The sequence below is a fragment of the Parasphingorhabdus sp. genome, assembly GCF_036568145.1.
In the GTDB taxonomy this organism is placed as follows: Bacteria; Pseudomonadota; Alphaproteobacteria; order Sphingomonadales; family Sphingomonadaceae; genus Parasphingorhabdus.
Map to the genome: position 1 here is coordinate 19,346 of NZ_DATCTC010000012.1, position 13,048 is coordinate 32,393.

General features: G+C 50.0%; 11 protein-coding genes. 3 read left to right on the forward strand and 8 right to left on the reverse strand.

Translation table 11 applies throughout. The features are described 5' to 3' along the window. Positions 1–45: 45 nt before the first annotated feature. Genes VIN76_RS02555 through VIN76_RS02570 form a run of 4 tightly spaced genes read right to left on the reverse strand, consistent with a single transcriptional unit; the run spans position 46 to position 4,934 of the window. Complete coding sequence (locus VIN76_RS02555; protein WP_332040252.1) at positions 46–771, reverse strand: N-formylglutamate amidohydrolase; 726 nt, start codon at positions 769–771, stop codon at positions 46–48. Continuing rightward, positions 768–1,622 carry a 4-(cytidine 5'-diphospho)-2-C-methyl-D-erythritol kinase gene (locus VIN76_RS02560; protein ID WP_332040253.1) on the reverse strand — a complete coding sequence of 285 codons (855 nt, stop codon included), beginning with the start codon at positions 1,620–1,622 and terminating at the stop codon, positions 768–770. The genes VIN76_RS02555 and VIN76_RS02560 overlap by 4 nt, the downstream gene beginning before the upstream one ends. Next, positions 1,622–3,310, reverse strand: coding sequence for a tetratricopeptide repeat protein (locus VIN76_RS02565; protein ID WP_332040254.1), 1,689 nt, complete (start codon positions 3,308–3,310; stop codon positions 1,622–1,624). The genes VIN76_RS02560 and VIN76_RS02565 overlap by 1 nt, the downstream gene beginning before the upstream one ends. Then, complete coding sequence (locus tag VIN76_RS02570) at positions 3,279–4,934, reverse strand: electron transfer flavoprotein-ubiquinone oxidoreductase (protein WP_332040255.1); 1,656 nt, start codon at positions 4,932–4,934, stop codon at positions 3,279–3,281. The genes VIN76_RS02565 and VIN76_RS02570 overlap by 32 nt, the downstream gene beginning before the upstream one ends. Before the next feature lie 136 nt (positions 4,935–5,070). Here VIN76_RS02570 and VIN76_RS02575 point away from each other — a divergent pair, with 136 nt between their 5' ends. Both VIN76_RS02575 and VIN76_RS02580 read left to right on the forward strand, forming a co-directional pair. Further along, positions 5,071–5,871 (forward strand): uracil-DNA glycosylase family protein, encoded by an 801-nt coding sequence (locus VIN76_RS02575; RefSeq protein ID WP_332040256.1) that lies wholly within the window; start codon positions 5,071–5,073, stop codon positions 5,869–5,871. Further along, positions 5,868–7,649 carry a lytic transglycosylase domain-containing protein gene (locus VIN76_RS02580; protein ID WP_332040257.1) on the forward strand — a complete coding sequence of 594 codons (1,782 nt, stop codon included), beginning with the start codon at positions 5,868–5,870 and terminating at the stop codon, positions 7,647–7,649. Before VIN76_RS02575 ends, VIN76_RS02580 begins: the two co-directional genes overlap by 4 nt. A gap of 69 nt (positions 7,650–7,718) precedes the next feature. On the opposite strand, the gene ahcY is transcribed toward VIN76_RS02580, so the two are convergent. Together ahcY and VIN76_RS02590 are read right to left on the reverse strand one after the other, a co-directional pair. Beyond that, a complete protein-coding gene (gene ahcY, locus VIN76_RS02585; protein WP_332040258.1) occupies positions 7,719–9,131 on the reverse strand; it encodes an adenosylhomocysteinase in 1,413 nt (470 codons plus the stop codon). A 169-nt stretch (positions 9,132–9,300) separates the two neighbouring features. After that, positions 9,301–9,873 carry a YqgE/AlgH family protein gene (locus VIN76_RS02590; protein ID WP_332040327.1) on the reverse strand — a complete coding sequence of 191 codons (573 nt, stop codon included), beginning with the start codon at positions 9,871–9,873 and terminating at the stop codon, positions 9,301–9,303. Between the two features lie 127 nt (positions 9,874–10,000). Between VIN76_RS02590 and VIN76_RS02595 the strand changes: the two genes are divergently transcribed. After that, positions 10,001–10,480, forward strand: coding sequence for a peroxiredoxin (locus tag VIN76_RS02595; protein ID WP_332040328.1), 480 nt, complete (start codon positions 10,001–10,003; stop codon positions 10,478–10,480). Between the two features lie 67 nt (positions 10,481–10,547). Here the strand turns inward: VIN76_RS02595 and VIN76_RS02600 are convergent, their stop codons facing one another. Both VIN76_RS02600 and VIN76_RS02605 read right to left on the reverse strand, forming a co-directional pair. Further along, positions 10,548–12,416 (reverse strand): M2 family metallopeptidase, encoded by a 1,869-nt coding sequence (locus VIN76_RS02600; protein ID WP_332040259.1) that lies wholly within the window; start codon positions 12,414–12,416, stop codon positions 10,548–10,550. A gap of 55 nt (positions 12,417–12,471) precedes the next feature. Then, positions 12,472–12,999, reverse strand: a complete 528-nt coding sequence (locus VIN76_RS02605; protein ID WP_332040260.1) for a hypothetical protein — start codon at positions 12,997–12,999, stop codon at positions 12,472–12,474. Between the last annotated feature and the right edge of the window lie 49 nt (positions 13,000–13,048).

Genomic DNA, 13,048 nt, shown 5'->3' on the forward strand with positions numbered 1-13,048 from the left:
AAGGGAGTCGGAAGTATTACGATCCTCCTTCCAAAACTGGAGCCTTCACGCAAGCCCTGTTCGTATTTTATCGCAGATTCGCAACAGTATTTCGGTAAAACGGCGTTGCCCGGTTTCATGTGCAATTAAATCCTGCCTTATTTCAACTTCTGTATAGGCTTTGCCGATATCTTCCGCTTGTCTCTTCATCGTCGCATGAAGGTCTTTGCCTGAATAGGGCTGCTGATCGCCAACCACTAACTGCTCATCTTCCAGAAACTGGATAGCCATGCGGGACGCAGTTTCATATTCATTATACAGAACCCCGATTTCCCAGGGTCTTTTTCCCATGGAGCCTTCCCGCAAGCCAGGTGTAAAGCTGTGCAGGAATAACACCAATGCTGGGTCCACGTCGCGGATCAACGCGGCTACACGGTCATGATAAGGGTGGAAATACCGGTTAAGACGATCGTTTCTTTCCTCATCACTTATAATGTTTCCGGGTATTTTTAGGCCGTCGCTCTGCACCGGAATGACAACTGTTTCGTCGGGGTAACGGTTAAGATCAACAACAAGTCGGGATACAGTCCCCAAAATTGAGAGATAGCCATACGTTGCCGACATGTAACGGGCTATATTTGCAACGCCAATATCATAAGCGATATGGTCTTCAAGAAGCTCTGGACTGATGCCAAGATCAATTTCCGGTGGGACCTGATTGGACGCATGATCGACTACTACCAATATGCCTTTTTGCTCCGGTATTCCGGATATTTCAAACGGTTCGATCATTTCAACTTTCCAATCATCGTCCATATTCTTTCTGATGAAGTGCTCATTATATCACTGGCAGCCTGCGCTTCTTCAAGACTTTCATAAAGGCCAAAACAAGTCGCACCAGATCCGGACATTCTTGAAATCACGACGTTCGTTTCATTCAGCCTTAACAATATTTCACTGATGATAGGGGCCAGAGATTCCGCCGAAGATTGCAGGTCGTTACGTCCCGACAATGCAATTTCCATGGGAGTGGTCCCTTGCAAGCCGCCGCGATCAATGCCATCCCAACCCCGGAAAACCGAAGCCGTTGATACCGGTACCAAGGGGTTAACCAAAAGGGCAAAATACTTCTCTAATGCCCCGCTATCCACGGGCTCAAGATCCTGCCCAATCCCCTGCCCCCGGCATGTCTGGCTGATAACGCACGCCGGGACATCGGCGCCGAGCGGAATAGAAAGCTGTGCCAATTCCGGTATAGTTAGCCCGATACCCCAAAACCGATTAAGCAACCGAAGCGCCGCCGCGGCATCGGCGGAGCCACCGCCAATCCCGGATGCGATGGGCAAATGTTTGTCCAATACAATATGCACACCTCTCGGCTTTTTGGCTTTTGATGCAAGTAGATGCGCAGCCTGCAATATCAAATTATCCGTATCACTCAATCCACTGGAAAATGGGCCAATTACCGAAAGAGTAATCCCCTCAGCCGATTTGACAGAAAGGAGGTCGCCACAGTCCAAAAATGCGAACACTGTTTCAATATCATGATAACCGTTGCTCAGGCGCTTACGGACATGAAGAGCAAGATTTATCTTCGCATAGGCGATTTCACTATCGCCAATATTCTTGTCTTGCTTCGTCATTAAGGGGAAACGAGATCGGCACGAAGCCCCAGATCAATTTTCTCGGCCAATCGCTGTGCATTCTCACCTTCGGCAAATAACTTTGCTGATTTCCACGCATAGCGCGCTTCATATTTTCGGCCAACCGCCCAATAAGCATCACCGAGATGTTCATTGATAGTCGGGTCTTGTGGCTCCCCTGAAAGGGCCTGCTCAAGATAATCAATCGCTTTGTCATGTTGGCCGGTGATAAAATAGGCCCAGCCCAAAGAGTCCGTAATTGCCGGGGAAGAAGACCTCAATTCATGAGCTTTGCGGATCGCCGCTATGGCAGAAGTCGTGTTTTCACGGCGTTCCAATTGCGCGTAACCAAGATAATTTAATATGCTGGCTGAATTAGGCTGCAAATCATTTGCTATTTTGAGCGATTCCAGACCATCTGGCCAAAGCCCTGCCTGTTCCTGGGCACCACCAAGGGCAAGCCAGTAAGATGCCAGCTGTGAGTTAGGAAGGCCGTGTTTTTCTGCCAATGCAATAGCTTGCTCAAATGCTTTTGCTGCAGCTAGATTATCATGGCTGCTCTGTAGCAATTGACCGGATAATGCCCGCAATTCCGGTGCTTCAGGATTCTGCGCAATAGCCTTTTCCAATCGCGCTTGACCGGCAGCATAGTCCTCGGTCTCAACGTAGCTTGCGATTTCCAGGATGACCGCCAGTAACGAATAGGCACTTTCAGCGGGTATTTTTTCCAGCTCTTCTCTGGCCGCCATAATATTTTCGATCTGGCCATAGGCTTCACTCATGACAATATGACCATAGTCGCTGTCAGGAAAAACCCTTGCCGCTGCCTGTGCAACAACCAGTCCGGGAAAATAAGCGCGCTGCCCCCCTAGGTCAGACGCAAGCCGTTGGAGGAGAAACCCCGCCCCCACCTGAGCGTCAACTTTTTGCGCGTATTTGCGGGCATTATCCGACTCAATATCGCGGAACATTTTGGCTTCTGGACCTGTCCGATTACGCTTCAATATCTTCAAAGCCTGATTTTCATTGCCTAATGCAAGAAAATGACGTGCCGCAATGATCCGTATAGGGGCTAGCCGCTGTTCATTGCGTTCTACCATCGCGTCGATCAACTGCATGACTTGGGCTTCTTTACCGTGAGCCAAAGCATGTAAAATCGATTGCTCCTGATGATAGAAAATGCCTGTCTCATCCTTCTTTGCCGATGTGAGGTCAGCGAGAGGACTTTCCCCTGATGCAGTGGCAATCCAGGCGTTTAGCAAAGGGGTTAAAAAGCTGAAATTCTGCAAGGATTGCAATTCAAGCGAGGCCGTTCTGGCGGCGCGATAATCTTTCTTGGCGAAGGCATCCGCAAACAACAGCAGTGGCATTTCCGGATCAACAGCCCCGTGAAGCTCCAAAGCACGAACAGCTTTAATCGCAAGGTCAAAATTCCCTGCCTCGATGGCTTTTACATAGGTCTTGCTGGCCAGCAAGAGATTGTCGGGCTGATGTTTTAGAGTTTCGGCATAGATAGCTGCAGCATCTGCTGGACGATTGGATGATTCAGCCATCCGTGCCTCAACATATTTATTCAGCATATCAGCATCATCACCGCGCTTGGCGAAGGCTGGATTGCCAAGCAATGCGGTTAATATGATGCTGCCAAAACCTATTTTACATATTCGGGTAATTCGGACCTCCGCCACCTTCGGGTACTACCCAGTTTATATTCTGGGACGGGTCTTTAATATCACAGGTTTTGCAATGAACACAGTTCTGCGCGTTAATCTGGAATTTCGGATTGCCCGCTTCATCCTCGATAAATTCGTAGACCCCCGCCGGGCAATAACGCTGGGATGGCCCTGCGAATTGCGGAAGGTTTACCTCTACCGGGATCGAAGGATCTTTCAGTTGCAAGTGAACTGGTTGATCTTCCTCGTGATTGGTATTGGAGAGGAATACAGATGACAAACGGTCAAAGCTGATAACCCCATCCGGCTTTGGATATACGATTGGTGTGCAATGCTCCGCACGTTTCAGTCGCGAATAGTCCGGATGGTGTTTCATCGTGAATGGCATTTTGATTTTAAGATTTTCCGCCCACATGGTGATACCGCCAATCAGCGATCCCAAGACGTCTCCATATTTCTCAACCGCAGGAAGGACATTGCGAACAACCCGCAACTCCTCACGCACCCAACTATTCTCATAGGCTGCCCCATAGGCGGCCAGTTCATCATTTTCGCGGTCTGCAACAATCGCTTCATACGCTGCTTCAGCCGCCATCATACCGGTCTTCATCGCGGTATGTGTGCCCTTGATACGCGGAACATTCACAAATCCGGCAGAACAGCCGATCAGTGCGCCGCCAGGGAAGAATAGTTTCGGCACGGACTGGAAACCGCCGTCATTAATGGCCCGTGCGCCATAAGATACACGCTTACCGCCTTCCAGGATCTTGCGGATTTCGGGGTGCTGTTTCCAGCGCTGCATTTCCTCGAACGGAGATAGATATGGGTTTTCATAATTGAGCCAGGTAACGAAACCCAGCGCAACCTGATTGTCAGCCTGATGATAAAGAAAACCGCCACCATTGGCGCCTCCTGTCAAAGGCCAGCCTTGGCTATGGATAACGCGGCCGGGAACATGTTTGTCCGGGTCGATATCCCAAAGTTCTTTGATACCAAGACCATATACCTGCGGCTGGCTATCCGCATCCAGCGAGAATTGCTTTTTCAGTATTTTGGTAAGATGTCCGTGAACGCCTTCTGCAAAAAATGTGTATTTTGCGTGTAGCTCCAGACCAGGCTGATAATCAGGCTTATGGCTGCCATCACGTGCAACGCCCATATCACCAGTCGCGACACCTTTAACTGAGCCATCATCATTATAAAGAATTTCGGCTGCGGCAAAACCAGGGAAGATTTCAATCCCCATATTCTCTGCGCGCTCACCCAACCAGCGGCACAGATTGCCAAGCGAGCCAGTATAGGTTCCCTTGTTCTGCATGAACCCGGGGAACATGATGTGCGGCAATTCATACTTCTTCGTCTTGGTCAGCACCCAATGCTGGTTGTCGGTAACGGGAACAGCAGCCAACGGACAATCTTCTTCACGCCAATTGGGTAGCAACTCGTCCAAAGCCTTTGGATCAATGACCGCGCCAGACAAAATATGCGCGCCAATTTCAGATCCCTTCTCCAATATGCAGACAGATAGGTCTTTGCCCGCTTCATCCGCCAATTGCTTGAATCGAATAGCCGCTGATAGTCCTGCTGGTCCCCCGCCAACAATGACTACGTCATAAGGCATAGATTCTCGTTCACTCATTATATAATTCCCGTAATCTTCTTATTATTGTCTTTTTACCGTTTCAGATTCGCTCTACCGCAAATGGCGCCCTTTTGGACAGAAACATGCTTGCCCGTCAATTGACCTGTTCGTCAACTCATGACTCTATGCATAGATGACTTTATCTACGCTTGAAAACCCTGAAAATACTTACGCTGAACAGATCAGCAGTCTGCGCCATTGGTGGAATCTGGCAGGAGTGGACTTGCATTATCACAGCGAACCCACCTCGCTTTTTGAACCAGTAAAGTCAGAACACAGGACAAAGCCAGTGCAGCCAGTCCGCACAAGTGAGGCTTCCCCTAAGGAAAACAGACCACAACCTAATAATGAAGACATACAGCCCCAAAACTTCAGTGAGGATTATCCCGCAGGATATGACGAGTTTCTCGCTTGGCTATCACTACCGGACAATCTGATTGAAGCCCAGTGGTCCCGTCAATATGTTCTTCCGGCGGGGGTTATTGGACCGGAAATAATGATCATTGCAGGTATGCCGGATCAAGAAGGATTGGGGCGAAACTCTCTCTTTTCCGAAAAAAGCTCCATCTTATTGGCTAATATGCTGAAAGCCATTGGAATTGATTCGGAACAAACCTATACGACTCCTGTCTCTTTGACGCGTAGCTTTGATGGCCGCATTGACGCCAAATATCATGACATACTCAAAAAGCGGATGCTCCATCTCTTAGGGCTGGTTCAGCCCAAGAGGATCATTCTATTTGGCGAAACGTCTACACAATTATTTTTTAACGAGAATTTACTGGCAGCACGTAAAAAGCTACAATTTATTAACCATTTTTCATTCAAAACGAAAGCAATCGTAACTTTCCATCCGCGGATTTTGAACGAAAGACCGGAGTTCAAGACAGAGGCATGGAAAGATTTGCAGTTGCTATCAAGGGGTAACCAATGATGAAAAAGCAGCAAATGAAAAATCTGTTTTCCATGAAATCCAATCTGGCGATAGCTGCTTCGTTAGTCCTTATGCCATTCTATCCGGTACATGCTGATAACGGCGGAGCAGTCCTGTTCAACAGCTCGGCTATCGCAAAGGATATACCTTCGCAGTTGAAGCGCAGCCAGTCAGAGCATTATCGCGCTATTTTCAAGGCAATAGACGATAACCAATGGGATCAAGCCACAAAACTGATCGAAGATGCTCCAGACAGCCCGCTAAAACCAATTGCAAAAGCGGAGTTGTTCCTTGCCGCCAATTCTCCCCGCGTCGAATTGGGGCCGCTTCTTGTGCTGGTCAACGAAGCACCGCATATTCCAAAAGCCGCGCAACTGAGCCGGCTGGCAAAAAAGCGCGGAGCACAGTTGCTTCCCGAGTTGCCGCAGCGGCGTAACCTTTCCTATGTTCCCGGTCTGTCCGTCCGGTCAAAGCCTCGTGCCACAGAATCAGATCCCATTACGAACTCTATTCGCAGTCAGATTATTGATTTCATAAAGAATGACAGTCCGGGTTCTGCGGAATCGCTCCTTTGGAAATCCGCTGGTGGTTTGTCGCCTGATGCGCGTACAGAACTCGAACAGCGAGTAGCATGGTCTTATTATATAGAAAATGACGATAAATCTGCACTACGTATGGCTCAGAAAGCTCAAAGGGGGACCGGTTCCTGGGTCGCTCACGCTGACTGGGTCGCGGGGCTTGCCGCATGGCGTTTAAATGACTGCGAAACCGCCAGCGTTGCTTTTGATAATGTCGGAAGGCGAGCTGCGAATCCTGACTTGCAGGCTGCGGGACTTTATTGGGCTGCGCGATCCGATGTCGTTTGTGGACAACCAGAGAAAGTACAAGGCAGGCTGCAATCCGCTGCCAAGCGCAGCGACGGTTTTTATGGGATGCTTTCGGCTCAGACTCTTGGCATAGATGTGGAAACCGCTAAGCCGTTTGTAAGTTTTGCAAAAGATGACTGGAAACTTCTGCAACGGCATGACAATGTCAAAGCTGCGATAGCTTTGGTCGAAATCGGTGAGGAAGCCCTTGCCGACGAAGTTTTACGGCACCAAGCCAGCATGGGGAATAGCAGCGATCATGCTGCTCTCTTAAAACTTGCGCATGAATTGAATTTACCGCGAACTCAATTGTGGCTGGCCCATAACGCCCCGCGCGGTTTCAAACCCGACACCTATGCGCGTTTCCCCGCGCCCAAATGGCAACCGGACGGTGGGTGGCGTGTCGATCCAGCTTTGGTTTATGCCCATATTTTACAGGAATCCGCCTTCAGAAGCGAAGCAGTTAGTCCAGCCAACGCCATTGGCTTGATGCAGGTTCTTCCCGGAACAGCGAGTGATATAGCCCGTGCGCGCGGCCAGTATGTTGAACGGGCGCAATTATTCAAGCCATCAACCAATATCGAATATGGCCAATCCTATCTGGAATATCTCAACAGCTTATCGGCGACGAGTGGCAAGCTACCCAAAATTGCTGCCGCTTATAATGCTGGTCCGGGATCGGTTCAGAGGTGGAATAGCGAAATTAGGGACAATGGTGACCCGCTACTCTATATGGAAAGTATCCCTTATGTGGAAACACGTGGCTATGTTTCCATCATCCTTCGCAATTATTGGATGTATGAACAGCAAGCCGGGGTCAAATCCATCAGCTTGGCAGAATTAGCTCAAAATAAGTGGCCCAATTTCCCGAAAAATCAGCGTGGTTCCAAGGCACAATTTACAGCACGCTAAAACCAGAACCGGATGAGCCAGTAATGGCCCATCCGGTTAAATTTTAGGTAACTCGGCTATCGCCTCTTATTAGTAGCGATAATGGTCCGGTTTGAACGGGCCTTCCGGTGTCACACCGATATAATCTGCTTGTTCTTTCGTTAATTTTGTCAGTTTTACACCCAGTTTGTGAAGGTGCAATTCAGCCACTTTCTCATCAAGATGTTTGGGCAGAACATAAACATCATTCTCATATTGTTCAGGCCGTAACCAGAGTTCGATCTGTGCCATAACCTGATTGGTGAAACTGGCTGACATAACAAAGCTGGGATGGCCAGTGGCACAGCCCAGATTGACCAAACGGCCCTGCGCCAGGACGATAAGTTTTTTTCCGTCCGGAAATTCCACTTCATCCACCTGTGGCTTGATCTCGGTCCATTTCAGGTTCTGCAAACCGGAAATCTGGATTTCGCTATCGAAATGGCCAATATTACATACGATTGCACGGTCCTTCATCTCGCGCATGTGATCGACAGTAATCACGTCCTTGTTGCCAGTTGCTGTTACAAAGATGTCTGCACGTTTCGTGGCCTCTTCCATCGTGACCACTTCGAAACCTTCCATTGATGCCTGCAATGCGCAGATCGGATCAACTTCAGTCACGAGCACACGGGCGCCGCCGTTGCGCAGAGAATCAGCCGATCCTTTACCCACATCACCAAAGCCCGCAACACAGGCCACTTTACCAGCAAGCATTACGTCGGTAGCGCGGCGAATGGCATCAACCAGCGACTCTTTACAGCCATAGAGATTGTCAAATTTGGATTTGGTAACGCTGTCATTCACGTTAATCGCCGGGAACGGCAGTTTGCCGCGTTTCGCAAGGTCATAAAGCCTGTGAACACCGGTTGTTGTTTCTTCAGAAACACCATTAATAGCTTCGACAGTTTTTGTCAGATAGCCCGGACGTTCGGCAATGAAGCGTTTTAGCGTAGCTACAAAAACCTTTTCTTCCTCATTCTCTGGCGTGAACAGTTCTTCACCTGCTTCGACACGTGCGCCCCACAGCGCAAACATGGTTGCATCGCCGCCATCATCGAGGATTAAGTTACATGTCTCTTCAGGGCCCCAATCAAAAATCCGCTCAACATAAGCCCAATATTCTTCGAGTGTTTCACCCTTAATTGCGAACACCGGGGTTCCGCCGGCTGCAATCGCAGCGGCAGCATGGTCCTGTGTTGAATAGATGTTGCAAGAAGCCCAGCGCACAGTTGCTCCCAGAGCCAAAAGCGTTTCGATCAAAACCGCTGTCTGAATTGTCATGTGCAGCGAGCCGGTAATCCGAGCACCTTTTAAAGGTTGCTCAGCACCATATTCTTCCCGCAAAGCCATCAAGCCGGGCATTTCAGTCTCGGCAATCTCGATTTCCTTGCGACCAAAATCGGCAAGAGAAATATCCTTGATTATGTAATCCTGGGTTCCGGTATCTGCTGCTGTCGCCACTTTTGTTCTCCTTAAAAGACAAATTGCTGCGCTGGTAATCCGGCGCAGGAGTTGGCCTGTTTCTTAACGATATGCGGCCCGGGAAGCAAATATAAAGATCTCTTTATATTTATTATAATGTTGCTGATAACTGCTGTTGTTCGTACTTATGACACACTATGGCCTGTTATCAGGCGCTACCAAACTGGCCGGATAGCATGTTGGGATCTATTCCCTGCGCTTGCCACGCCATCTCCCATTTATCCGTCGCTTCTGTTTCATAGAGCCACTCTGGCTCACCGGATGAAACGGACCATCCGTTTTGGGTGAGCTCAAATTCCAGTTGCCCTGCCCCCCAACCGGAATAGCCGAGTGCGGCTATCCATTTTTTCGGCCCGCGATCTTGTGCTATTGCGCCCAATATATCCAGTGAACTGCTTAGTCCCCAGCGATCACCGACCTGCAATGTGTCTGACAGGTTGAAATCGAGGCTATGCAGAATGAAGCCACGCTGCATCTCTACTGGACCGCCAATGAAAATATTGCGGTCTTGCAAGCCACGCGGTTCAATATCAAATTGGCCGAGGATATCGTGGAAACTAATGTCCGGAGATGTCTTCCCAATATTAATGCCCAATGCGCCATGTTCGTCGTGCGAGCATATAGCGATGATGGAACGTGCGAAGCGTGGATCACTCATTCCCGGTAGGGCAAGCAGGAACTGACCAGAAAGGTAGCGGGGGCTCTCCATATCACCAAGCATAACCAAATCGCTTTCCTCTGCCCATTATAAAATTCATTATCATTCCTGTGCTTGCAATTTTACCAAGTCTTCACCACAAATGGCTTGGACATGCAGAAACACTGCCAACCCCCAAACGAGGAGCAATATCATGATAAACAAAGGCGATAAAATACCAGAGGTAAACCTTGTCAAAGCGACAGAAAGCGGTCCTGAGAAAGTCAGCTCCTCCGAATATTTCGCGGGCAAAAAAGTGGCTCTATTCTCCGTTCCCGGTGCATATACCCCTACTTGTTCGGCCAAGCACCTTCCGGGCTTTGTCGAAAAGGCAAGCGAGTTAAAGGCCAAGGGCGTTGATGAAATTGCTTGCACGGCCGTAAATGATGCTTTCGTTCTGGGTGCCTGGAACAAGGACGCCGGTTCCGAAGACATCACCATGCTGGCCGACGGCAATGGCGAATTTGCCAAGGCTTGCGGTCTGGAAATGGACGGCTCCGGCTTTGGCCTTGGTACGCGCGGACAGCGTTTCTCGATGATCGTCAATGATGGCGTTGTCGAAGAACTTAATGTCGAAGCTCCTGGCGATTTCAAAGTCAGCACAGCGGATTACATGCTCGAACAGCTCTAATATTTTCAACAGTTAAAAACCGGCGGAGGAGCGATCTTCCGCCGGTTTTTATATCCGAGCGGCAATCCTACCAACCGCAGGATTTGCCCTTATTCTCTTCTTTCAGCCAATCCATCAGCGGTTCAAAATAGCTGATCATCGCTGACCCATCCATTTCGCGTGTGCCGGTAAAAGCTTCCAGAGCGTCTGGCCATGGTTTTGATGCCCCCATTTCCAGCATCTTGTTCAGCTTGGCGCCCACTTCCTTATTGCCATAGAAGGAGCAGCGGTGAAGCGGCCCGGTCCAACCGGCGGTTTCGCAAGCGGCTTTATAGAACTGGAATTGCAGGATCCGCGCAAGAAAATAGCGCGAATAAGGCGTGTTGCCCGGAATATGATATTTCGCACCGGGGTCAAACGCATCGGCTGGTCGTTCGACTGGCGGCGTAATGCCCTGATATTCCAGTTTCAGATCATGCCATGCCTTTGTATATTCCGCCGGTTGAATATCGCCGGAAAAAACCTGCCAGCGCCATTTATCGACCAGCAAGCCAAAGGGCAGGAACGCGACCTTGTCCATTGCCTGACGCAGGAGCAAGCCTATATCCTTGTCCGCGCTCGGCACTTTACTGGCATCCAGCAATCCGACCTGAACCAGATATTCCGGCGTGATGGACAGCGCGACCATATCGCCAATGGCCTCATGGAAACCGTCATTCGCGCCGTCGAGGTGCAGATAGCTCTGCTTGTTATAGGCGCGCTGATAATAGTTGTGGCCGAGTTCGTGGTGGATAGTGACAAAATCGTCGCCATTCACCTTGATACACATCTTGATGCGGATATCGTCGACATTATCAATATCCCAGGCGCTGGCATGACATACGACTTCGCGATCTGCCGGCTTGGTAAAGAGTGACCGTTTCCAGAATGTATCAGGCAGCGGCTCAAAGCCAAGGGAGGAGAAAAACCCCTCACCCGCCTTGACCATTTTCGTTGCGTCATAACCTTTTGACGTAAGCAATTGCGTCGTATCGAAACCGATGTCGCCAGCACCTTCGGGGGCAACAATATCATAGATATTGCCCCATTCCTGCGCCCACATATTACCGAGCAGATCAGCGCGGATCGGGCCGGTTGTGGCCTGAACCTCGTCACCATATTTTTCGTTCAGTTTTCCGCGCGTATAGCAATGCACTTCGTCATAAAGCGGCTTTACCTGCGCCCACAGCTTGTCGGTCAGCTCCGCAAATTCATCGGCGGGCATGTCATAACCGGAACGCCACATCGCGCCGACATCGGCAAAGCCCAGTTCCTCTGCACCTTCATTAGCGATTTCAACCATGCGGGCATAATCATCCTTCATCGGCGCCCCGACATTGGTGTGCCAGCTTTCCCACATTTCGGACAGTTCTTCGGGGTTACGGTTTGTCCCCATCGCCGCTTCTATGTCAGAGCCGTTGATTTCCTTGCCGTTCAGCGTCCCTTTACCCTTGCCATAAGCGGAGTTCAGCTTGGTCGCGATGGTGTTCAGTTCCGTTGCCGCGCCCTCGGTCGTAGGCGCGGGAAGCACGATGCCGCCGCGCAATTTGTCGAGTTTGCGCTTGGTGACAGGGTCCAGCCCCTGAACATCCTTGTATTTCGCGGCATCAATCGCAGCCTGCACAGCCATGGTCGTGCCCTCTGCCCCCACTTTGGCGGCCAGCGCATCGGTGTCATCGGTTATGTAAGTTGAGTTGATCCAGTAAACGCGTGAGGCATCGACCGAGTAATCGAACATCTTCTTTTCTGTCTCGGCAACGAAGTTTTTCGCATCTTCTGCCGTTGGCGCGGCTTCACTATTCTGGCTGCTGCCAGTTTGCGCGTAAGCCGGAGCGGTAAACGTTATCGCGGCGAGTACAATGATCGAAGCAGCCGTTTTTCCAACGGACTTCGCTCCTGATTTTCGTGAAAGCCTCATAATCTGTCCCCTTTTTTGTGGATTTGGTATGGATTGAAACTTTATTTTATAACCGTCAAGCCCGTCTTTCGCGGCTTCTCCAGACCAGGGCAACGATCATTCCCACCGTTCCGACAATCCACGCCACCACTTTGGGCGGCATCACCATGGCCGCGATTCCGGACAACAGATCGTCGCCCTGTTCCTGCAATAGCTGTGCAAGCTGACAAAGCGTTTCGATGTAATCGAGCAAGCCAAACAGAAAAAAGGACAGCACTAGTAACAGGCCGAGTTTTTTCAGCGATGGAGAAAGGGCATCCTGCCACAACAGCCGTCCGCCGATTATGCCGCCAATCGAATAAAGCCCTATAAAAACCAGATCGATAATCATCGACCACAGGGCATATTCCATCTGCCCTGCTGCGGCCCAGCTTTGCTGAATGGCATTGATGCGCTCTGCCGATCCGGCGCTTTGATGGTCTAATATACCGCGGGGGGCGACCTCCGTTACCAAGGGGCCGCCGGCAAGGACCATGAAAAGAAAAATGGCCAAACCGCCAAGCCAGAATATCCAGAAATTCCGCCAGTTTACAAAGTTTTTCATCGGCCTTCCCCTCGCATGTCTTGTGCGCTTGATTATTGTCTAGGCTATC